The 22,531-nt window shown below is 69.3% G+C and carries 17 protein-coding genes and 1 pseudogene; 6 read left to right on the forward strand and 12 right to left on the reverse strand.

Annotation, left to right across the window (positions count from 1 at the left end):
- The first annotated feature begins 53 nt into the window (after positions 1-53).
- Positions 54-1,505: a peptidoglycan D,D-transpeptidase FtsI family protein gene (locus I8N67_RS05130; protein WP_200301367.1), complete on the forward strand. Its 1,452-nt coding sequence runs from the start codon at positions 54-56 to the stop codon at positions 1,503-1,505.
- 73 nt (positions 1,506-1,578) lie between these two features.
- Here the strand turns inward: I8N67_RS05130 and I8N67_RS05135 are convergent, their stop codons facing one another.
- The gene (locus I8N67_RS05135; RefSeq protein WP_200301368.1) at positions 1,579-3,030 is read right to left on the reverse strand and encodes an NCS2 family permease; all 1,452 of its coding nucleotides are present in this window, start codon (positions 3,028-3,030) and stop codon (positions 1,579-1,581) included.
- Positions 3,031-3,301: 271 nt separating this feature from the next.
- Here I8N67_RS05135 and I8N67_RS05140 point away from each other — a divergent pair, with 271 nt between their 5' ends.
- The 4 genes and pseudogenes from I8N67_RS05140 to I8N67_RS44880 all read left to right on the forward strand — a co-directional run.
- A complete protein-coding gene (locus I8N67_RS05140) occupies positions 3,302-3,871 on the forward strand; it encodes a SigE family RNA polymerase sigma factor (RefSeq protein WP_200301369.1) in 570 nt (189 codons plus the stop codon).
- The gene (locus tag I8N67_RS05145; RefSeq protein ID WP_200301370.1) at positions 3,868-4,746 is read left to right on the forward strand and encodes a hypothetical protein; all 879 of its coding nucleotides are present in this window, start codon (positions 3,868-3,870) and stop codon (positions 4,744-4,746) included. The genes I8N67_RS05140 and I8N67_RS05145 overlap by 4 nt, the downstream gene beginning before the upstream one ends.
- 84 nt (positions 4,747-4,830) lie before the next feature.
- Positions 4,831-5,661 (forward strand): pectate lyase, encoded by an 831-nt coding sequence (locus tag I8N67_RS05150; protein WP_200301371.1) that lies wholly within the window; start codon positions 4,831-4,833, stop codon positions 5,659-5,661.
- A 5-nt stretch (positions 5,662-5,666) separates the two neighbouring features.
- Positions 5,667-5,929, forward strand: a pseudogene (locus I8N67_RS44880) (polysaccharide lyase family protein); the annotation flags it as partial.
- A gap of 204 nt (positions 5,930-6,133) precedes the next feature.
- Here I8N67_RS44880 and I8N67_RS05155 read toward each other — a convergent pair.
- Positions 6,134-7,291 carry a right-handed parallel beta-helix repeat-containing protein gene (locus I8N67_RS05155; RefSeq protein WP_307835154.1) on the reverse strand — a complete coding sequence of 386 codons (1,158 nt, stop codon included), beginning with the start codon at positions 7,289-7,291 and terminating at the stop codon, positions 6,134-6,136.
- A 233-nt stretch (positions 7,292-7,524) separates the two neighbouring features.
- Here I8N67_RS05155 and I8N67_RS05160 point away from each other — a divergent pair, with 233 nt between their 5' ends.
- Positions 7,525-9,741, forward strand: a complete 2,217-nt coding sequence (locus I8N67_RS05160) for a family 43 glycosylhydrolase (RefSeq protein ID WP_200301372.1) — start codon at positions 7,525-7,527, stop codon at positions 9,739-9,741.
- A 7-nt stretch (positions 9,742-9,748) separates the two neighbouring features.
- Here the strand turns inward: I8N67_RS05160 and I8N67_RS05165 are convergent, their stop codons facing one another.
- From I8N67_RS05165 to I8N67_RS05210, 10 genes are all read right to left on the reverse strand, one after another.
- Entirely contained in the window at positions 9,749-10,903 is a 1,155-nt protein-coding gene (locus I8N67_RS05165; protein ID WP_200301373.1) for a right-handed parallel beta-helix repeat-containing protein, read from the reverse strand.
- Positions 10,904-10,950: 47 nt separating this feature from the next.
- A complete protein-coding gene (locus I8N67_RS05170; RefSeq protein WP_200301374.1) occupies positions 10,951-12,108 on the reverse strand; it encodes a dienelactone hydrolase family protein in 1,158 nt (385 codons plus the stop codon).
- Positions 12,095-13,129 (reverse strand): pectinesterase family protein, encoded by a 1,035-nt coding sequence (locus tag I8N67_RS05175; protein ID WP_200301375.1) that lies wholly within the window; start codon positions 13,127-13,129, stop codon positions 12,095-12,097. The genes I8N67_RS05170 and I8N67_RS05175 overlap by 14 nt, the downstream gene beginning before the upstream one ends.
- A gap of 1 nt (position 13,130) precedes the next feature.
- Positions 13,131-14,249 (reverse strand): pectinesterase family protein, encoded by a 1,119-nt coding sequence (locus I8N67_RS05180; RefSeq protein WP_200301376.1) that lies wholly within the window; start codon positions 14,247-14,249, stop codon positions 13,131-13,133.
- Entirely contained in the window at positions 14,249-15,556 is a 1,308-nt protein-coding gene (locus tag I8N67_RS05185) for a pectate lyase family protein (RefSeq protein ID WP_200301377.1), read from the reverse strand. The genes I8N67_RS05180 and I8N67_RS05185 overlap by 1 nt, the downstream gene beginning before the upstream one ends.
- A 105-nt stretch (positions 15,557-15,661) precedes the next feature.
- On the reverse strand, positions 15,662-16,468 hold the full coding sequence (locus tag I8N67_RS05190) for a rhamnogalacturonan acetylesterase (RefSeq protein ID WP_200301378.1): 807 nt from the start codon (positions 16,466-16,468) through the stop codon (positions 15,662-15,664).
- A 153-nt stretch (positions 16,469-16,621) separates the two neighbouring features.
- Positions 16,622-17,968, reverse strand: a complete 1,347-nt coding sequence (locus tag I8N67_RS05195; protein WP_200301379.1) for an ABC transporter substrate-binding protein — start codon at positions 17,966-17,968, stop codon at positions 16,622-16,624.
- Positions 17,969-18,053: 85 nt separating this feature from the next.
- Positions 18,054-20,069 (reverse strand): pectinesterase family protein, encoded by a 2,016-nt coding sequence (locus I8N67_RS05200; RefSeq protein WP_200301380.1) that lies wholly within the window; start codon positions 20,067-20,069, stop codon positions 18,054-18,056.
- Between the two features lie 33 nt (positions 20,070-20,102).
- Entirely contained in the window at positions 20,103-21,683 is a 1,581-nt protein-coding gene (locus tag I8N67_RS05205; protein ID WP_200301441.1) for a glycoside hydrolase family 43 protein, read from the reverse strand.
- A 5-nt stretch (positions 21,684-21,688) separates the two neighbouring features.
- The gene (locus I8N67_RS05210; protein ID WP_200301442.1) at positions 21,689-22,531 is read right to left on the reverse strand and encodes a DUF6807 domain-containing protein; all 843 of its coding nucleotides are present in this window, start codon (positions 22,529-22,531) and stop codon (positions 21,689-21,691) included.

Here is a 22,531-nt window from a genome sequence, read left to right on the forward strand (position 1 = left end):
AAAACCGGGCGAAGGGAACGATTGATCGCATCCCGCTCGTCTGCCCGAGTGGAATGAACAAGACGATCAGGCGCTCCGCCGTCTTCACGCTGCTGCTCGTGCTCGCCCTGCTGGTGAGGGCGACATGGGTGCAGTTCTACGAGAGCACGGCGCTCGCGGACGACCAGGACAACCGGCGCAACGCGATCGGGACGTACGCGGACCCGCTGGGGAACATCATCGTGGCCGGTGAGGCGGTCACCGGCTCGGCCCGGACCAAGGACAGCGACCTCGCGTACAAGCGGACGTACACGGACGGCGAGCTGTACGCGGCGGTGACGGGCTATGCCTCGCAGGCGTACGCGCCGACGCAGTTGGAGGGCATCTACGGGGACCTGCTCAACGGCACGGACCTCCGGCTGAAGACCGTGATGGACACGGTCACCGACAAGCGGGCCGACCCGGGCGATGTGATCACCACGATCGACCCGGACGTACAGAAGGCGGCGTACGACGCGCTCGGCGACACCAAGGGCGCGGCCGTCGCGATCGACCCGGCGACCGGGAAGATCCTCGCGGTGGTCTCGACCCCGTCGTACGACCCGTCGTCGCTCACCGACGTCAACACCGCCGGTGCGGCCTGGAAGAAGCTCAACGCCGACGCGGACAAGCCGCTGACCAACCGGGCGCTGCGTCAGCCGCTGCCGCCGGGGTCGACGTTCAAGCTGGTCGTGGCGGCGGCCGCGCTGGAGGACGGCCTGTACGCGTCGGTGGACGAGAAGACCACCAGCCCCGACCCGTACACCCTGCCGGGCACCACCACGGTCCTGCGGAACGAGAACACCTCCGCGCCCTGCGAGAACGCCACGATCCGCACGGCGCTGCGGTACTCGTGCAACAACGTCTTCGCGAAGATGGCCGTCGACCTCGGCCAGGACAAGGTGAAGGCGATGGCCGAGAAGTTCGGCTTCAACGACAAGACGCGGGACGTGCCGGTGCGGGCGTACGAGAGTGTCTATCCGTCCGGCATGGACGAGCCGTCGACCGCACTGACCGGCATCGGCCAGTACGACGTGACGGCGACGCCGCTCCAGATGGCCATGGTGTCGGCGGCCATCGCCAACGGCGGCAAGCTGGTCTCGCCGCACATGGTTTCGCAGATCACCGACAGCGGTGGCGATGTGCTGGAGGACTACGACGCCGAGGCGGACACCACGCAGGTCGTCAGCTCCGGCACCGCCGAGGAGTTGCAGTCGGCGATGCAGACGGTCGTCGAGGACGGCACGGGCACGAACGCGCGGATCTCGGGCGCGACCGTGGGCGGCAAGACGGGGACGGCCCAGCACGGCGAGAACAACAGCAAGACGCCGTACGCGTGGTTCACGTCGTACGGGAAGGCCGACGGCAAGGAGGTCGCCGTCGCGGTCGTCGTCGAGCAGTCGAACGCGGCCCGCTCCGAGGTCAGCGGTAACGGGCTGGCCGCGCCGGTCGCGAAGGCCGTGATGGAGGCGGCGCTGAAGGGCTGAGAGACCACCTGAATAAGAAGGGCCGCCCCACTCCCCCCGGGGGCGGCCCTTCGCCGTCAGCGCATACGCGGTGTCACTTGACCCCGAACAGCTGCTGGACCGGGTCGATCGCGAAGTACACCAGGAACAGCGCCGAGGTGCCCCACAGCAGCCAGTGGACCTCCTTCGCCTTGCCGAGGACCGTCTTGATCAGCACGAAGGCGAGGAAGCCGGCGCCGATGCCGTTGGTGATCGAGTAGGTGAAGGGCATCACGGCGATGGTGAGGAACGCCGGGATGGCGATCTCGTACTTCTCCCAGTCGATGTTCTTGACCTGGGTCATCATCAGGAAGCCGACGGCGACGAGCGCGGGGGCGGCGGCCTGCATCGGGACGATGGTCAGCAGCGGGGTGAGGAAGAGCGCCACCGCGAAGAGGCCGCCGGTGATCAGGTTGGAGAACCCGGTACGGGCGCCCTCGCCGACACCGGCCGCGGACTCGATGTAGGAGGTCGCCGAGGACGAGGAGGAGGCACCGCCCGCGACGGCCGCCGCGCCGTCGATGAGGAGGACCCGGCCGAGGTTGGGGACCTTGCCCTCCTCGTCCAGCAGGCCCGCCTCGGCGGTGATGCCGACGACCGTGCCCATGGTGTCGAAGAAGTCCGACAGCAGCAGGGTGAAGATCAGCAGGACGACCGTGATGACGGTGGTCTCGCCGAACGAGCCGAAGAGGCTGAAGTCGCCGATCAGCCCGAACTCGGGGGCCGCGACGATGTCGTCGGGGACCTTCGGTGTGGTCAGGCCCCAGCTCTTGATGTCGGCCACCGAGTTGATCACGATCGCAACGACCGTCATCGTCAGGATGCTGATGAGGATCGCACCCCTCACCTTGCGGGCGAGCAGCGCGATGGTCAGCAGGACGCCGAGGCAGAAGACCAGGACGGGCCAGCCGGACAGCGCGCCGGTGGCGCCGAGCTGCACCGGGACCGTGGTGCCCGCGATGTCCGGTATTCGGCTGACGAACCCGGCGTCGACGAAGCCGATGAAGGCGATGAACAGGCCGATGCCGACGCTGATCGCCTGCTTGAGGGCCTGTGGAATGGCGTGCATGACGGCCTCACGCAGGCCGGTGGCCACCAGGACGCAGATCAGCAGGCCTTCGAGGACGACCAGGCCCATCGCGTCGGACCAGCTCATCAGCGGAGCGATCTGGAAGGCGACGACCGCGTTGAGTCCGAGGCCGGCCGCGAGGGCGAGCGGCAGGTTGCCGCCGACGCCCATGATGATCGTCATCAGCGCGGCCACGAGGGCGGTGGCGGTGACGAGTTCGGCGCCGTCGAGGGTGTGGCCGTACTTGTCCTTCGCGCTCCCGAGGATGATGGGATTCAGGACAAGGATGTACGCCATCGTGAAGAACGTGGCGAAGCCGCCGCGTATCTCACGGCCGAAGGTGGACCCCCGAGCGGTGATCTTGAAGAAGCGATCGACGCTGCTCGCCCCGGGTGGCGCGGCTCCGGAACGGTCGGCCACCTTCTGTGCGTCGGACATGGACGGTACTCCTAGGGACATGCGTGAGGTACGCGCGGATGCTGGCTGGATTGTTCCCCCGATGAACCCGATTCAGGTTTTCTCCGTGTTACGGAATCGGAGTTCTCCCTGCAAGACGGCGTTCGAAGCCGCGTACGAACAGCTTTCACGATCACTGCTACTCTTCCGGATCTCGTCGGGGGTCGACCCCCGACGATCACGTGTCATTCACATGACACACACAGAAAGCCGGCTCGGCCGCCTGTGGCCGCAGCGAGAAGAGAGGTCGCCCGTGGGCACTGTCGTCGACGACGCAGCCTCCGTGGAGTTCCACGCCTTCTTCGAACGGCACTATGCCGAATTGTCCCGCCTGGCGCACCTCTTGACGGGTGAGGCCGACGCCGCCGACGACCTGGCCGCGGACGCGCTGCTCGCGATGTGGCACCGCTGGGACCGGGTCCGCGCGGCGGACCATCCGGTGGCGTACGCCCGCGGGATCGTCGCCAATCTGGCCCGGACCCGGATCCGCAGCGCGGTCCGTGAGCGCCGCAGGATCACCCTCTTCTGGTCGCAGCGCGAGGAGAAGACCGAGAATCCCGATGTGCCGGGGGTCGTCGATGTCCAGTCGGCGCTGCGCAGACTGCCGTTCCGCAAGCGGGCATGTGTGGTCCTTCGGCACGCTTTCGACCTCTCGGAGAAGGACACGGCGCTCGCCCTCGGCGTCTCGGTCGGTACGGTGAAGAGCCAGACGTCCAAGGGGATGGCCGAGTTGCAGAAGCTGCTCGGCACCGAGGACGCGCCGCTCCGCGTGCAACGGCGTATGCCAGCGGGTGTGAGCAGCACCGGAGGAAGGGACAGATGAGGGACGTGCACGAGGAGCTGCGTGCCCGGCTGCGCGAGTCGGCCGAGGCACACGAGCCCGACCGCGCCCGCATCCTGGCCCGGATCGAGCGCGGCATGGCCGCCCCCGAGAAGCACCGCGTCCGCGAGGCGACGCGGCCGCCGCTGTGGGGCTGGGTGCGGGTGGTCACCGCCACCGCCGGTGTCGCGGGTGTGCTCGCGGTCGGCGGCTACGCGGTCGCCTCCGCGGTGAAGGCCGAGGAGAAACCGCCGGCCGACCAGACCGTCGCGGTCTCCCCGACCCCGCCCGACTCCCCCGCCGCGACGAGCCGGGCCCCGGCCCACCCCGACCACCCGACCCCGAGCACCCGTGACGACTCGGCGGCGAAGCCCAGCTCGACCCCGTCGAGCAGCCCGTCGGCCAAGGACACGACCACACCGAAGCTGCCCACCTCGGGCAGCGAGGAGGACGGCCCGCTCTGGTCGGACGGCTCGGTCGACCCGCACAGCAACGACTTCTGGGCGCAGAGCGATCTGACCGTGAAGACGAGCGAGCAACTCACCGCTCTCTCCGTCCAGTTGAGGATCGCCCAGACCGGCGGGGTCACCTCGGCCGGCGCCTGGCGCTCGCTGCCGGAGCAGGACTTCGACCTCACGGTCGAGGAGGACGACGGCTTCCTGGTCTACACCTGGGTGCTGAAGGACGGCCGTACGGTCCCGAAGGGCGAGTTCGTCTTCGCCGGGCAGTACAACCACGAGCGCGGCGGCCGGGACGCGGACGGCGACCGCTACGCGATGACGGCGAGGACGGAGAAGGCCGGCGGCGAAGAACTCGCCGTGGCGGGCGACTTCGAGGGCCACGACGACAACGACTCCACAGACGAAGGCGATTCGTAAAGAAGTCTCGCGGAGGCGGCAACCCTTTCTCCACCGGTGGCGACCAGTAGGCGCAAGAGTCACCACCAGCAAGGAATCGGGTACATGACCGCACCTGCAGAACAGCGCGTCCGGCACCGCCGTCGGGTCACCGGCCGGCGGGCCGTGATCGGCTCGGTGGCCGCCCTCGCCCTCACCGGCGGAGCCCTCGTGACGACGTCGCTGCTGTCCCCCGCCGACGCCGCCGCCACCTGGCCGACGGCCAAGGGCAGCAAGGCCGTCTCCTCGACGATCAAGGTGTCGGGTACGTACGACGGCAAACTGAGGAAGTTCTTCGGCAAGGGCGCGCTGGGCGACGGCAGCCAGGACGAGGGCCAGGACCCGATCTTCGAGCTCGCGGACGGCGCGGTCCTGAAGAACGTGATCATCGGTGTCCCGGGCGCGGACGGCGTGCACTGCAAGGGCAGCTGCACCCTGAAGAACGTGTGGTGGCTGGATGTCGGTGAGGACGCCGCAAGCTTCAAGGGCAAGTCCTCGAAGGCCGTGTACAAGGTCGTCGGGGGCGGCGCGAAGAACGGCTCCGACAAGGTGCTGCAGTTCAACGGCGCCGGCAAGCTGACCGTCACCGGCTTCCGGGTGCAGAACTCCGGCAAGCTGGTGCGCTCCTGCGGCAACTGCAAGAAGCAGTACAAGCGCACGATCGTGCTGAGCGACATCGACGTCGTGGCGCCCCTGAAGGCGATCGTCGGCGTCAACGCCAACTACGGCGACACCGCGACCCTCTCGAAGATCCGCATCCATGGCGACCCCAAGAAGAAGGTCAAGACCTGCGTGCGCTTCAAGGGCAACAGCTCGGGCAAGGAGCCGACGCAGATCGGTGTCGGCGCGGACGGAACCACCTGCAAGTTCTCGTCATCTGCCATCACGTACAGGTAAGCCAAGAGTGGACGGGCAATGTCACGCTCGGTGGCGGGGACCCGGCCGCGTCCTTCCCCGCGTACATGTGGCAGGGCGTCAACGACGGCATCCTCGTGCACTTCAAGCTCACGGCCGCCCAGGCCGCACCGCGCACACCCTGCGGATCGGTGTCACGGACGCGTTCTCAAACGGGCGTCCGCGGGTATCAGTCAATGACTGGGGCTCGTCGATCCCGACGGCCCCGAAACAGCCCTCGACCCGTTCCCTCTCCACGGGTTCGTGCAGACCTGCCGGCCTGAGCCCCCCTCGGCCGGCAGCGGGTGCCGACCAGAGCCCCCCTCGGGGTCGGCACGCACAGAACGCCCCCGCCGGTGACGACCGGCGGGGGCGTTCCTTTCAACTCCCGGGCCCTGCGGCTTTTCAGGGGCGCGGGGAACTGCGCGACCAGCCACAGCCGGCCCGCGGCTTCCCAACAACCTGTCGCGGCAAGTCAGTTCATCGTCGTACCGACAGCCGTGGAGCCCGTGGTCAAAAACGTGGTGACCGGCAAGGACCCGTTCGCCTGCCGCGAGGCATACGCCGAGGCGGGGTCGGTCGACTTTAAGGCCGGCGCGGCCATCTGGCTGTCCCAGTTGTTGGCCGCGGACACGGTTGAACCGCCGAGCTTCGCCTTGCCCGTGCCGTTGCTCACCGCCAGGTTCCGCGCCAGCCGGGCCTTCCCCGTGGCGAAGGAGAACCCCTGCTCCTTGTTGGCGTACGCGGTGTTGCGGTTGAGCAGCATCGCCCCGGTGTTGGAGTTCTCCGTGAAGCCGTGCAGCGTGTTGTTCCAGGCCGCGTTGTTGTTGGCGGAGTGGGCTACCGACGCTCCGCCGCCGCCCAGCTCGAACCCGTTGCCGTTGCCCTCGAACGCGGAGTCGTTCCAGCGGTTCTTGCCGTTGCCGAAGGCCCAGGAGTGCTCGACGGTGACGGGTGAGGAGAACTGCCAGAGGTCGAGGCCGTCATCCGAGTTGTTGTAGAGGCGGGCGCCGGTGATCTTGTTGCCGGTGCCGGAGCCGAACTTGATCGCGATGCCGTCGGCGTTCTGGCCGTGGCCGGCGGCGTCGTAGTTGCCGTAACTGTCCAGGTTCCGCACGAGGTTGTTCGTCGTGCCGTCGCCGCGCAGGGTGAAGCCGGAGTCGCCGTTGTTCGCGGTGACGAGGTTCTCGAAGATCCCGCCGACGGAGGAGGTGGCGACGAAGCCCTGGGCCGGGGAGTTCTGGAACGTCAGAGCGGAGACGGTCCAGTAGTCGCCATAGATCCCGGCGAGCCAGGAGCCGGCGGCCAGCTCGGAGCCGTCGATCCTGACCTTCTCGCTGCCGTACGCGGTGAGCGTGATCCGGGCCGAGGCGGTGCCGTTCGCCGTGGACTTCAGGGTCTTCGTCGGCCGGTAGGTGCCACCGCGCACCTGGATGACCGTACCGGCGGTGGCGCTCGCGACGGCCGACTCCAGCTGGGCGGCGCTGGAGACGGTGACCGTGGTGGCGGCGGCCTGGGCGCCGTCGCGGGAGAGGCCGAGGTGGACGCCGCCCGCCCCCGCGGCGACGGCCACCGCGGCGGCGATCGACAGGGTGCGGGTTCTGCGATGGCGTCCACTGCTGCTCTGACGCACGGGTGTTCCTTTCTCAGGGGGACGAGGAACGAAGCGGGCCGGAGGGGCCGCCCCGGCCCGCTTCTGATCACTGGTCGCCGCCCGGCCGTAAAGGGTTGCCGTGGTCCGTACGAAAGTCGTCGAAAGTTTCGCTCACGATCGCCACGTCCTCCCCATTGACGCGTCGTGCCCCACTGGTGAGACTCCAGAAGTCCATATCCAACAGAATCCACCAGACTTCCACAGGATGTGTCATGCGCCCCACCGCCCGTACGCTCCTGCTCCCCCTCCTCGCACTCTTTCTCAGCCTGCTGGCGGCCCCGCCGGGTGCGGCCGCCCAGCCCGACGCGAAGGCATCGGCACCGTCCGTGAAGAAATCCAAGTACGCCGGCTATCTCTTCGCCTACTTCACCGGTGAGGGCACCGCCGACGGCGAGCAGATCCGCTATGCCCTCAGCCGCGGCAACGACGCCCTGCACTGGCGGGAGCTGAACGCGGGCAAGCCGGTCCTCACGTCCACCACCGGCGAGAAGGGGCTGCGCGACCCGTTCGTGATCCGCTCCCCCGAGGGCGACAAGTTCTACATGATCGCGACCGATCTGCGGATGTACCAGAACAGCAGCGGCAGTTGGGACCAGGTCCAGCGACACGGCAGCAAGTCGATCATGGTCTGGGAGTCCACGGACCTGGTGAACTGGACGGACCAGCGCCTGGTGAAGGTCTCGCCCGACTCGGCCGGCAACACCTGGGCGCCGGAGGCGTACTGGGACGACAGCCTCGGTGAGTTCGTCGTCTTCTGGGCGTCGAAGCTGTACGCCGACGACGACCCGGACCACACCGGCTCCACGTACAACAAGATGATGTACGCGACGACGAAGGACTTCCGCACCTTCAGCGAGCCGAAGGTCTGGAACGATCCGGGCTACTCGGTCATCGACTCGACCGTGGTGAAGCACGACGGCACGTACTACCGCTACACCAAGGACGAGCGCGACCCCACCTCCTCCAGCCCCTGCGCCAAGTTCGTCACCGGTGAGAAGTCGACGAGTCTGACCTCGACGAAGTACGACTTCGTGGCGGACTGCATCGGCAACGGCGCCATGGACCGCGGTGAGGGGCCGACGGTGTTCAAGTCGAACACCGAGGAGAAGTGGTACCTGTTCATCGACGAGTACGGCGGCCGGGGCTACCTCCCCTTCGAGACGACCGACCTCGACTCCGGCAAGTGGACTCCGTCGACGAACTACCAACTCCCCGCGAGCCCCCGGCACGGCACGGTCATCCCGGTCACGCAGAAGGAGTACGACCGGCTGCTGGCCGCGTACCCGGTGAGCCCCACCTCGGTGGTGGACGTGACGGCCAAGGGCCAGGAGGGGTACGCGATCGTCACCGAGGACGCGAACAAGGTCGTCCTGCCGATGGAGCCCGACGCGAATCTCGTACGGCTGGCACCGAAGCTGTGGCTGGGTGAGGGCGCGACGGTGAGCCCCGAGCCGGGCGCGCGCCGCGACTTCCGCAAGCCGCAGAAGTACACGGTCACGGCGGCGGACGGGACGAGGCGCGTCTGGACGGTCGAGGCGGTGCCGACCCGCAGCCCGGTCCTGCCGGGGCTCTACGCCGATCCCGACGTCAAGTACATGAACGGCCGCTACTGGATCTACCCGACGACGGACGGCTTCGCCGGCTGGGGCGGCACCCAGTTCAAGGCCTTCTCCTCCAAGGACCTCGTCCACTGGAAGGACCACGGCCTGATCCTCGACCTCGGCCCCGATGTGACCTGGGCCGACAAGAACGCCTGGGCCCCGGCGATCGCCGAACGCGACGGCAAGTACTACTTCTACTTCTGCGCCGAGGGGAACATCGGCGTCGCTGTCGCGGACTCCCCCGCCGGCCCGTTCAAGGACGCCCTCGGCAAACCCCTGGTCGCCAAGGGCCAGTACAGCGGCCAGGCCATCGACCCGTCGGTCTTCGTCGACGACGACGGACAGGCGTATCTCTACTGGGGCAACGGGCACGGATACGTCGTACCGCTGAACGACGACATGGTGTCGTTCGACGCGACCGAGGTGAAGGACATCACCCCGGACAACTACCGGGAGGGCTCCTTCGTGATCAAGCGCGGGGGCACGTACTACTTCATGTGGTCCGAGGACGACACCCGCAGCGAGAACTACCACGTGGCGTACGCGACCGGACCGTCCCCGCTCGGCCCGTGGACCAAGCGGGGCACGATCCTGTCCAAGCGTCCCGAGTACGGCATCAAGGCGACCGGCCACCACTCGGTGGTGAACGTGCCCGGCACGGACGACTGGTACATGGTCTACCACCGGTTCGCCCTGGGCGGCCCCGGCAAGTCCGGCGGGGACGGCACGCACCGGGAGACCACCATCGACCGCATGGAGTTCGCGGCCGACGGGACGATTCTGCCGGTGGTGCCGACCCTGGAGTCGATCAGGCCCGTCAAGAAGTAGGCGCCGTTCAGTTCATCGTCGCGCCGATCGTCGTGCTGCCCGTGGTCAGGAAGGTGGTCGCGGGCAGCGTGCCGCTCGACGAGCGGGCGTTGTACGTCGAGGAGGCGTCGGTGGAGCGGAACGACGGGGTGGAGATGCCGGAGTCCCAGTTGTTGCCGGACGAGACCACCGACGAACCCTTGCTGACCGTGCCGCCGCCGTTGCTCACCGCCAGGTTCTTGCCGAGCCTGGCGGCGCCGGTGGCGAAGTAGTAGCCCCACTTGGTGTTGGCGTAGGCGGTGGTGCGGTTGATGACGATGGCGCCCTTGTTGCTGTTCTCGGTGAAGCCGTGGCCCGCGTTGTCCCAGGCCGCCGAGTTGTTGATGACGTGGGCCACGGTCTCGCCGTCGCCGCCCAGCTTGTAGCCGTTGCCGTCGCCCGCGAAGGCGGAGTCCGACCAGCGGTTCTTGCCGTTGCCCATCGCCCAGGTGTGCTCGACGGTGACGGGGGACGAGAAGGACCAGAAGTCCAGACCGTCGTCCGAGTTGTTGTACAGGCGGGCGCCGGTGATCAGGTTGCCGCTGCCTGAGCCGTACTTCACGGCGATACCGTCCGCGTTCTCCCCGTGGGTGGCCGCGTCGTAGTGGCCGTAGGAGTCGATGTTCCTGACGAGGTTGTTGGTGGTGCTGTCGCCGGTGAGCGTGAAGCCGGAGTCGCCGCCGTTGATGGTCTTGATGTTGTCCCAGACCGTGGAGGCGCAGGACTGGCAGACGACCGCGCTGTCCGGTGAGTTCTGGAAGGTGATGCCGGAGACGGTCCAGTAGTCGGCGGTCAGCTTGAAGATCCAGTCGCCGTCGGGGAGGTTCGAGCCGTCGATCTTCACGGTCTCGGAGCCGTACGGCTGGAGGTATATCCGGCTGGACGAGGTGCCGTTCGCCGTCGACTGGATGGTCGCCGTCGGGTAGTACGTGCCGCCGCGCACCTGGATGACCGTACCGGCGGTGGCGTTCTTGATGGCGTTGGACAGGTCGGTGGAGTTGCTGACGACCACGGTGGCGGCGTGGGCGGGGCTCGCCAGGGTGCCGAGGCCGGCGGCCGCGGCGACGGTGACGAGAGCGGTGAGGGACGTACGGACGCTCCGGCTGCTCCTGCTGCTCCTGCTGCTGCTCCTGGTACGACGCATGGGATGCGGGTCCTTTCCTGCGAGCGGGGAGAGTGGGGACGGTGGAGCTACAGGACGGCGTCCAGCCATGTGACGACGTCGTCCTGCATGGGTGCGGTGAAGACATGGCCGAGGTCCGGCCGGATGCGGATGTCCAACCGCTCCCCGGCGTGGCGTGAGCGCCAGACGGCGCGCAGCTTCTCGTGCGCGACCCGGAGACCCTCGCTGGTGAAGAGGGGGTCCTGGCCGCCGTGGAGGAAGAGCATCGGCTTGGGGGCGCCGATGCTCGCCACGTCGGGGAAGTCGAGGTGCCGGGCGAGCCCGGGGTGGAGCATGTAGTAGGAGGACTGGCCGCGCAGGATGTTGTTGCCGGGGACCATGACCTCCTTGAGCCCGGTCATCCAGCAGACGCTCGCCGCGGCCGCGATGTCGTCGCTGAGCGCGGCCGTCTGCCAGGCCCGGAAGGCGCCCATCGAGAAGCCGAGGGCGGCGACCCGGCGCCGGTCCACCCGGTCGAGGCCGGCCAGGAAGGCCGCCGCGCGCACGTCCTCCCTGGCCATGAGGCCGGCGAGCGAGGAGCCCAGGTTGTAGAAGTTGCTCGCGAGGGCCTGCTGCCCGTCATAGGTGACCGAGCCCCGGTCGCCCCAGCCGAGCGCGTCCACGGCGAGGACGACGTATCCGCGCCGGGCCAGCTCGTCGCCGGCGAACCGCCCGCTGAAGTACCGGTCCGCCCAGGTCTGCGCGGAGCTCAGCCGGGTGTCGTCGAACCAGGGCCGGACCAGCTTCTCCTTCCCGATGTCGAACTTGGCGCCGTGGTCGTGCAGCAGCAGGACCGCGGGGAACGGCCCTGTGCCGTGCGGGGTGAGCAGGGCGCCCCGCACCCGGCCGTACCGGGTGAGGGAGAAGGTGACCAGCTCCCGGGTGAAGCCGTCGCCCTCGGCGCGCCGCTCGCCGAACTCGGGGGCGTACGGGGTGTCGTCCCGGGCGACGAACAGGTGTTCCTCGACCTTCGCGCGGGCGGCCCGCCGCCAGGTGCGGAAGTCCCGGATCGGGGAGGTGCCCCAGGCGAGCGGGAAGCGGAGCTCGTCCTTGAGGAGGGGGTGGAAGTCGGGGAGGCCGCTTTCCGGGGCCGCCGCCTCGGCAGCCGGTCCGGCGCCGCCCAGGAGGGCGGCCGCCCCCGCCCCCACCACGAAGGCGCGCCGCCCCACCGGATCACGGGCGGCCATAGGGCCTCCACTCCCCGAGATACGTCCGCCGCGTGTGCGCCCCGGCTTCGGCGGCCGTGAGCTGGGGCCGGTTCTCCGGCATCGAAATCACCGCCCCGGGGCCAGAGTTGGCGTACTCACGAAAGCGCATGGTCTGCCATGGGTAGGCGTCCCGCATGTTGGTGTAGGGCGCGACCGCGTCGATGCCGGGGCCGATCCAGGTGTCCCGCACGACCAGCGACGGCCAGGCGGTCGTCTCGTACGACGGCACCCAGGGCCGGGCGATCTTGTACGCGGCGTCCTCCGCGCCGGAGGTGATCCGGCTGTGGAGGGCGAGGAAACCGTACGGGTTGGCCCGGGCGGTGGCGGGGGCGAAGACCATGCCCTTGGGGGTGAAGGACACGTCCCGCTGGAGGGTGTGGAAACGGCAGGAGTCGAAGACGGCCCGGGCCCGCCCGAACACGAAGTCGACGTCACCCTCGATGTAGCAGTGCCGGTAGTACTGCCGGTCGAAGGTGTCGAGCGCGGTGGTGTCCGCGAAGAGGGTGTCCTGGTGGGCGAGGAGCCGGACCCGCTCGAAGTGCGACCGGTCCCCGGTGACGTACGCCGCCACCGCCTGCGTCCCGGTGAACTCCGGGTGGTCCGCGCGCAGCCAGTCGTTGGCGATGGTCAGTTCGCGTACGGTCAGGCCGGGCGCCGCCGAGGTGAGGGTGGCGGAGCCCGCGGTGCCGTACGTACCGCCCTCGGGCCTGGGCGTGCCGTTGGCGCGGTCGAAGACGATGACGGCGGCGCGCGGGTCGCGCGAGGCACCGCACAGGGTCAACTCCCCTTTGCCAGCAGGGATGTTGACGACGTCACGGTACGTCCCCGGGTGGACGACGATCGTCCACCCGGAGCCGTCCACCGCGTCCACGGCCGCCTGGACGGACCCGCCGGGCCTGACGTGCAGGACGCGGCGGTCGTGGGCGAGGGCAGGGACGGGGGCTGCGCCGACGGCCACCAGGCCCCCGGCGATCCCGGTGAGCAGTGTGCGCCGGCGCATCTCAGCACCTCTCCCACGGGGTCCAGTCGCCGAGGTACGCCTCGCGGGTGGCCGACTCGGCTTCCGCACGCGTGAGTTGGGGCCGGTTCTCCGGGACGGTGATCGCGGCGCCGGGCCCGGTGTTGCGGTACTCGGCGAAGCGCTGGTCCTGCCAGGGGAAGCCCGACGACATGTTGGTGTAGGGCGCGACCGCGTCGATCCCGGCTCCGAGGCGGGTCTCGCGCACGGTGAGCATGGGCCGGGCGGTGGTGTCCGAGCTGGGCACCCAGGGTCGGGCCAGCTTGTAGTAGGCGTCCGGCGCCGCGCTGGTGACGCGGCTGTCGGTGACCAGGTAGCCGCGCGGGTTGGCGCCCGCGGTGGACGGCGCGAACACGAACCCGTACGGGGCGGAGGCCAGGTCGGCCCGGGTCAGGGTGTGGAAGTGGCAGCGCTCGAACACGGCCGTGGCCCGCCCGAAGACGAAGTCCACGTCGCCCTCGGCGTAACAGTCCCGGAAGTACTGCCGGGCGAACGTGCCGAGGGCCATCGAGTCGGCGTACAGCGTGTCCTGGTGCCCGAGGAACCGGCACCGCACGAACGCCGCCCGGTCGCCCTGCACCTTGATCGCCACGGCCTGGGTGCCGCTGATCCCGGGGTGGTCGGCCCGCAGCCAGTCGTTGGCGAAGGTGATGTCCCGCGCGGTGAACCCGTCGCCCTGCACGAGGGTGGTCGCCGAGCCGGTGGTGCCGTACGTGCCGCCGCCGGGCTTCGGGGTGCCGGCGGCGTTGTCGTACACGACCACGACGTCCCGGGCGTTTCCGGAGGCCCCGATCCACGTCATCTCCGTACGGGCGGCACTGACGGCGACCGTCTCCCGGTAGACACCCGGCGCGATGACCAGCGTGTACCCGCTGCTGCTCGCGGCGGTCACGGCGGCCTGCACGGTGGTGAAGTCACCGGCGCCGCCGGCGTCCACGTACAGCGTCTGAGCGGTGAGCCGGGCGGAGGGCGATCCGTACCGCCCGAAGGGCGACCGCCCACGGGAGGCGTGGGCCGGCGTCGCGATGCCCAGCGCGATCGCGGCGCCGACGCTCGCGGCGACGAACGACCGTCTGCTGACCCCGATGTGGTGCCCGCTCATCAGCAGACCTTCCCGGCGCCCGCGCCGCCCGCGACGATGCCCGGCACGGCGCGCGGCGAGTCGACCTTCGGGCGGAGGGTGGGTGTCCAGCCGGCGCCGGACTGGAGGGTCTCCTCGGGGATCTCGGCGTTGTGGACGGCGATGAGGTCCGTCAGCTTGCCGTTGACGTAGTTGTTCCGGGCGGTGAGCGGGGACTCGTTCCACTTCTTCAGGACCTTGCCGACCTTGGCGTCGGCGGGCAGCGAGATGGCGTTGTCGCTGGCGTGGAGCTGTGAGGAGATGCCGACACCGAAGATGTAGTAGTCGTCCTTCTGCTCCTCGGTCACCACGTAGTGGTTGTTGTAGACGTCGACCTGTCCGAACCGCACCCGCGGGGAGCGCTGGAGGATCCCGTCGAAGCGGTTGTGGTGCATGGTGACCTTGAGCTTGCCCGCGTCGGTGGTGGCGAGGCCGTCGCCGTTGCCGATCAGCATGTTCTTGTCGTGGTCCTGGAAGCGGTTCCAGGACACGGTCACGTAGTTGGAGCCGCGCACGATGTCCGTCAGCCCGTCGTGCTGCTGGAAGACCTTGCCGAAGTAGGACGGCCGCTCGCTGTCGGGGTAGCGCCCGTCGGTGAACGTGTTGTGGTCGAGCCACACGTGGTCGGTGCCGTAGACGACCACGGCGTCGTACTCGGAGTTCCAGGCCCCGGTCCTGTTGTCGTCGGTCGGGTCCCACTTCGGGAAGCAGTCGAGCGGGGCCTCGATGGTGAGGTTGCGCATGATGACGTTCGAGACGCCCTTGATCTGGAGGCTGCCACCGAGGATGCCGGAGTTCCTGCCGACGCCGACGATGGTGGTGTTGCTCGGGACGGCGGCCTTGATGGCCGTGCCCTGGTTGGCCTGCGACGCGGCCCGCGCCTCCTCCTGCGGACCGCTGGCGACCTCGTCGTTGCCCCAGACGGCCGGGTCGTAGTCCTTGAGGTACTGCGCGAGGTCGTACTCTCCGGCGACGAAGGCCTCGCAGCCCTCGGACACCGCGTCGATCATCCCCTTGACCTTGATGATCTTGGGTGCGTCGCCGCCGTCCCGCAGCGCGGCCTTGAACTGCGCCCAGGTGGTGACGGTGTAGACGTGCGAGGAGTCGGCGGCCGAACCACCGGTGGTCCCCGCTCCTTCGGAGCCCCACCCGTCACCGGCGCCGAGAACCTGCCGCCCGAGATCACGCGACTGCGCTTGGGCGACACCGGTCCCGGTGACACCGAGCACCAGAGCGGTACAGCCGACAACGGATGTAATGACATGGGCATGCCAGACACGAGAACGCATGAATGCGGTTCCTTTCAAAACAAGGGGGAGACTTCTGGGGGCGCGGGGAACTGCGCGACCAGCCACGAACGACCCGCAGCCGAAAACCGGTCTACAAGCGGAGCGCTACGCCGCGGGCCACGTGATCCACGACTCGGGAATCGCCTCGTCCAGGCGACGCACATCCCGCCGTGAGAGCACATTGCGCCGCAGCGACTCGGCGGCCACCAGCCGAGCCACTTCGATCGCCCCCGGCGGATTGAAGTGCGTGTTGTCCTGCTCGGTGGCGGTCCAGTTGAAGTACTTCTTGGTCTCCTCGACGCCGAGCCGCTGCCACAGGGCGATGGACAGCGCCTGGATGTCGAGCAGCGCCACTCGTTCCCGCTCGGCGAGGGCCCGCATCGAAGCCGGGTAGTCACCGTGGGTCGGCTGCGCCACACCGTCCGCGTTGAACCTTCTGCGCTCGACGGAGGTGGCCAGCACCGGCCGGGCCCCCCGGGCACGCGCGCCGTCGATGTACCGGCGCAGACAGTCCTGGTAGGTGGTCCAGGGCTCGGTGTAGCGCGTGGGGTCCTCGGCCTTGGAGTCGTTGTGCCCGAACTGGATGACGAGGAAGTCCCCGGGCCGAATGGCGTCGAGAACGACGTCGAGTCGTCCCTCGTCGATGAAGCTCTTCGAACTGCGCCCGTTCACGGCGTGGTTGGAGACCCCCAGCCGGTTCTCGAGGAAGAACGCGAGCGCCGTCCCCCACCCCGTCTCGGGCGCGGCGGCGGCGTACTTCTGCGCGGCGGTGGAATCACCGGCGATGAAGAGGGTGCGCTCACGCCGGCCCCCGCCGGGCGGGGCCGCGGCGGACGCGGTCCCCGTGGCGGCGGCGGTGAGCGGAACAGCGGCGAGCGCCGCGGTGGTGACCTGTCTACGGGTGATCGACACGTGCGGGTGCCTTTCTCAACAGGTGTGCTGGATTAGGAGGTTGCGGGTGCCTTTCAAGCGGGGGGTGCCCCCCGCGCCCCTGAAGGGGCGCGGGGAACTGCGCGACCAGCCACAGCGGACCGGCAGTTTCAGTCGGGCGCTCCTAGCGGAGCGTCATCCCTTCTGCTCACTCCACTCGGCCTGCGCCTTGTTCAGCTGATCGGCCAGCGCGTCCAGGAACTCCTTCGCGCTGGTCTGCCCGTCCATCACCTTCTGGAAGGCCGGCTCGTTGTCGGTCTTCGAGATCGTGTTCCAGTCCGGCAGGAAGTACGGCAGCTGCACGATGGTCGTGGACCCGTCGGTCAGCGCGGCGGCGGCCAGCTTCGTCGGCTCGGCCTCCGAGATCCACGAGTCCTGCGCGGCCTCGTTGTTCGCCGGCACCTGGCCCGCCGACTCGTTGAACTTGGAGTTCTGCTCGTGCGAGAGGGCGAACTCGATGAACTTCCAGGCCGCGTCCTTGTTCTTGGAGCTCTTGAACAGGCCGAGCCCGTCGACGGGGTTGGAGACCTGGACCCGCTTGCCGCCGGGCCCGGTCGGCTGCGGGATACCCCGGAACTTGTCGACGCCGAACGCCTTCACATGGTCCTGGTAGGAGCCCAGGTTGTGGTTGAGCATGCCGATGGTGCCGGAGTCCCACTGGGCGACCATCTTGGTGAAGTCGTTGTTGAGGTCGGCGGCCGGGGTGGTCTTCTTGTAGAGGCCGACGTACTTCTCCAGGGCCGCCACGTTCTTCGGGTCGTTGACCGTGGTCTTCTCGCCGCTCGCGTCCCAGAACGAGGTGATGCCGGACTGCCCGTACATCGCGTCCAGCGCCTGGGCGATGGAGCCGGCGCCACCGCGGATGGTGTAGCCGAACTCGTTCTTGTCCTTGTCGGTGAGCTTCTCGGCCGCCGCGTAGAACTTGTCCCAGTCGGTCGGCTCTTCGAGGCCCGCCGCCTTGAACAGGTCGGTGCGGTAGTAGAGGACACCGTTGTTCGCGGAGGTCGGGATCGAGTACAGGGCGTCGCCGCCGCCGGCGGACTTCAGCGACTCGACCATCGACTCGTTGAGCTTGCCGTTCAGCGAGGACCCGGAGAGCCGGTCGTCCAGCGGCTCCAGCGTGTCCTGGGCAGCGAACCCGGCGGCCATCGCCGCGCCCACGCCGCCGACGTCCGGCAGACCGCCGCCCTGGATGGCGGTGTCGACCTTGGACTGGTACTCGGTGGAGGCGATCCCGACGTACTCGACGTCGATGTCCGTGTTGGCCTTCTCGAAGTCGGCGATGACCTCCTTCCAGATGTCGGTGCGGACACCGCCGTTGTTGTCCCAGAAGACGATCTTTCCCTTGCCGCTGCCCTCGGCGCCCTTGTCGCCGCCCGCCCCGCTGCCGTCGTCACCACAGGCGGTGGCGGTCAGCGCGAGTACGGATCCGAGGGCCACCGCCACGGCGGCGCGCCTGCTTCTGCGATTGCTGATCTTCATTGAACGGCTCTCTTCTTCTTCTGGATCCAACGAGGGTTATGAAGTTGTGGGGGGTCTGGTCCGTCACGGGGCGGACTCGACGGGTTCAGCTGCCGACGCGTACGCGCTGCGGCGCCCAGCCGTCCGTCCCCGCGAGGTAGTCCGCGACCGTGTACCTGTCCGCGTCCGCCGCCGCCAGCTGCGGCCGGTCGGCGGTGACTGCGGCCCCCGGTCCGTAGGTCCGGTACTCCGTGAACCGCGCGTCCTTCCACGAGAACCCGCTCATGTCCGTCCACGGCGACGACTTCACCGCGGCCGGCAGCTCGGTGTCCCGGAACAGCACCTGGGCGACGGCGTTCGGCTCGCCGCCCGGGTGCCAGGGCCGGCCGAGGTGGAAGGTCCCGGCGGGTGCGTCGCTGATCACCTTCGACCTGGTGATCAGGAAGCCGTACGGGTTGTCCTTCCAGGTCGAGGCGGCCGTGATGTAGCCGTTGTTCGAGTCCGAACCCCGGCTGAGCGCCTTGATGACGGACCGCTCGACGACCGTGGTCGCACGGCCGTAGATGAAGTCGACATCGCCCTCGATGTAGGAGTCGCGGATGTAGACCCGGCTGATGACGTCGAGCTTGGGGCTGTCGGTCATCAGGGTGTCCTGGTTGCCCAGGAAGGCCGTGTTCTCGAAGACGATCCGGTCGCCGGTCGTCTTCACCGCCAGCGCCTGCTCGCCGTTCAGCTCGTGCGCGGCCTCGTCGAAGTCGTTGCTGAAGGTGAGGTTGCGGGCGGTCACGTCACCGGCGAGGATCCGCACGGTGGCGCTGCCGTTGGAGCCGCCGTACGCGGCGGGCGTGTCGAAGACGATGACGGTGTCCGAGCGGTCCTGTCCAGTCCCCTGCAGCACCAGGTTCGGCTTGGTCGCGGGGATGAGGACCTTCGCGCGGTAGGTGCCGGGCGCGATCCGGACGGTGACGGTGCCGTCGTTGCCGTCGGGCATGGCGTCGACGGCTGCCTGCACGGTCGGGTAGTCACCGGGGACGTTCAGCACGGTGTTCGTGCCGATGCGCTGCTGCGGCCCGGAGAAGCGGGTGACCAGCGCGGGTACGGCGGCGGCCGGGTCGAGCCGGTAGTCGTAGAAGTCCTTCGGCTCGAAGGCCGTGCCCCAGGCGTCCTGCCGTCCGCCGACGTTCTTCAGGATCGACCCGCGCTGCACCAACTCGGCGGTGGCGTCGGCCTGGTAGGGATGCTGGACACCGTCGTAGTAACTGTTCTCGATGACCATCCTGGTCTTGCCGCGCGACCAGTTCCCGTACGTCCACACGGGGTCGCCGTCGGCCACCTGCGCCGACAGGTAGTTGTTGTAGAGGTGCGCGTAGGCGCAGTTGTCGGCGGAGGGGTTGCGCTGCTTCGTGCCGGTGAACCAGTTGTGGTCGATGGTGATCTCGGTCTGGACGTTCGTGGTCCAGCCGATGCCGAGGGCCTTGTTGTGGTTCTTGAACTGGTTGGCGGAGACGGTGATGTACCGGCTGTCCTTGCGGATGTCGAGCAGCCCGTCGCCCATGTGCTCGAAGCGGTTGTGGTCGATCCAGACGTGGTCGACGGTGTCCATCTGGATCGCGTCGAAGTCGGTCGTCTTGCCGTCCCAGTCGCCCTCGACGTAGCTGTCCCGGATGGTCAGATTACGGATGATGACATTGCTGGTGCCGGGGTTGAGATGCAGTTCCCCGTGGACGATCTCGCCGGTGTCGCCGACGCCGATCAGCGTCTTGTTCGAGGTCACGACGATGTCCGAGCCGAAGGGCGCCACGTCGATCGCTCCGGCGACCCGGATGACGTACGGCTCCTCGGCGCCCGCGTATCTGGCGAGCGAGGCCTGGTCGGTGGCGGTCACCACCTTGCCGCCGGCCCCGCCGGTGGTGCCACCGGCGAGGGAGGCGAAGCCGTGGGGCTTGTCGCTCCATCGAGGTCCCGGGGCTGTCGCCAGGGACTCGGTGGCCTCTGCGGCCGCTGTGGCTTCTGCGGCCTCCGCCGGGGTCAACGCCCCGACGATGAAGGAGGCCAGCAGGGCCGTGACAGCGGCAAGGGCTCTCCCTTTACCCGGCAAGCGCTTGCTACGGAGGTGCGTCATTGCGGCTCCCAACAGGCGTACGAAGACTGGAGGTCAGGTGGTCGTGGCTCTCGTGGCGGTGATCCGGAACTGCGTGAACGTGGCCGCCCCGGCGTGTCCCCCGCCGGTGGGCGCGACCGCGAAGAGGCCGAGCAGGGCGCCGACCCAGCGCCAGGGGGTGGCGGCGAAGATCTGGCCCGAGGACTGCCACCCCTGGCCCACGTCGTAGGAGAAGCGGCAGCGCGCCCCGGCCCGCGTCTCGATCCGCAGCCGGGCCCGCCCGTCGGGCGCCGGTCGCGGATGGTCGGCGTCCCGCTCACGCTCGGCGACGGTCTCGGCGAACCGGTGGACCAGGTGCACGGTCCCGTCGGCCCCCCGCTGGAGCCCGATCCAGCGAAACGCGTCCCCGAGCACCGCGAGCCCCGCCCGCGCCCCCGGTTCCTCGCTGTCGAGCCGCAGCTCCACCTCGACGACGGCCGGGATGCCCGGCAGCCGCTGGGTGAGCACGTTCGCCAGTGCGCGCAGGTCGTGCGCGTGCGCGGAGCGGACGCAGGTCAGCCGCAGCCCGTCCCCGGAGTGCTGGGTGGCCCAGCCGTCCTCCGGGTTCGCGGTCCACTGCCACTGGCGTCCGAAGCGGCCACCGGGGAAGTCGTCGTCGGTGGCGGGCGCGGCGGGCGGCTGCGGCGGCAGCGCCGGCTTGCGGTGTACGGCCACGGGGGCGCCCTCGTCGCCGAGGACGGGCCAGCTGTCCGGGCCCCAGCGCATCGGCTGGAGATGGACGACCCGGCCGTACGCGCCCCGCTGCTGGAAGTGGACGAACCAGTCCTCGCCGGCCGCCGTGCGCACCCAGCCGCCCTGATGCGGCCCGTTGACCTCGGTGTCCTTCTGTTCGAGGGCGATTCGCTCCTCGTACGGCCCGAAGAACTCACGGGAGCGGAAGACGCCCTGCCAGCCGGTCTCCACTCCCCCGGCGGGCGCGAAGATCCAGAACCAGCCGTCGTGGTGGTAGAGCTTGGGGCCCTCCAGGGTGAACCAGCCGGGGAGCCGGTCCGCGTCGATGATGACCTTGCCCTCGTCGAGTAACCCGGTGCCGTCGGGCCGCATCCGGTGCCCGGTGAGCCGGTTCTTGATCCCGGAGCGGGACTTGGCCCAGGCGTGCACGAGATACGCCTCCCCGCTCTCCTCGTCCCACAGCGGACAGGGGTCGATGAGCCCCTTGCCCTCCTTGACCAGGTGCGGGCGGGTCCAAGGGCCCCTGACTTCGGCGGCGTTGACCTGGTAGATGCCGTGGTCGGGGTCGCCCCAGAAGATCCAGAACCGGTCGTCGAAGTGGCGGAGCGAGGGCGCCCACACACCGCAGTCGTGGCGCGGGACCCTGAACGCAGCTGCGGGTTCGAGGAGTTGGAGGGCATGGCCGACGAGCGACCAGTTGACCAGGTCCCGGGAGTGGAGCAGGGGAAGGCCCGGGACCCGGCCGAAGCTGGAGGCCGTCAGATAGAAGTCGTCGCCCACGCGCAGGACATCGGGGTCGGACCAGTCGGCGTCGAGGACGGGGTTGCGGTAGGTGCCGTCGCCCTGGTCGGCGGAGAAGGCGGCCGTGGGAGCGGGGGCAGCGGCGGCGGATCCGCCGGGTATCGCGCTCACGGGCTCACCGCCTTGCGGACGAGGGCGGCCGCCTCGCCCCGGTCGAGGGTGCCGTCGGCGACGACGGTGACGACCCGGCGTACGGCGGTCTCCCCCGGCTCGACCGGGACGCGTTCGGTGTGGGCGAGGGAGGAGCCGACGCCCGGGTACTCGTCGGCGCGCACGAACCACGGGTCGCGGCGGGTGGTGTCGGTGGCTCCGGCGAAGACGAGGGTCCAGTCGGTGCCGGCCAGGGCGAGCCAGTCGGCGCGGATGCCGTGCACCCCGGCCTCGCCCTCGGCGTCGGCGGTGAAGACGCGGGGCGCCTCGGCCTCCTTCCGGGCCCGCCAGAAGAAGCCGCCGTACGCGGCGCCGGGGCGGCCGTTGGTGGCGGGGCTGCCGATCGACACCGTTTCGCCGGTGATGTTGGTGAGGGAGAAGGTGAAGTCCAACGCCCAGGCGGTGTCGGTGAGTTCGGTGGCCGCGACCGTACGGCGCTCGCGCAGCAGCTCGGTGCCCGCCGCCACCCAGCGCAGCTCCTCGACGAAGCCGTCGGGGTCGCGCAGCTGGTAGGCGGTGTGGCGCTGGGAGCCGTGGTTGTCGAGCTCGGTCGGGCCCCGGTCGCGGACATAGGTGCGTCCGCCCCAGAAGTTGTGCCCCTCGACGTCGGGAACGGCGACACCGACGCCGAGGTGGTGGAGGTGGTCGGCGGGGCTCAGCTCGGTGACCGCCGTACCGGACAGGGTGGTGACGGGATGCAGATAGGGGCGCGGGGAGAGCCGGTTGGGAAGTTCGGGCCGGGTGATGTACCGGCCGACCGGACGGCCCGCCACCCGCAGGACCAGGGAGTCGTTGGTCAT

The organism is Streptomyces adelaidensis (assembly GCF_016598475.1).
In the GTDB taxonomy this organism is placed as follows: domain Bacteria; phylum Actinomycetota; class Actinomycetes; order Streptomycetales; family Streptomycetaceae; genus Streptomyces; species Streptomyces adelaidensis.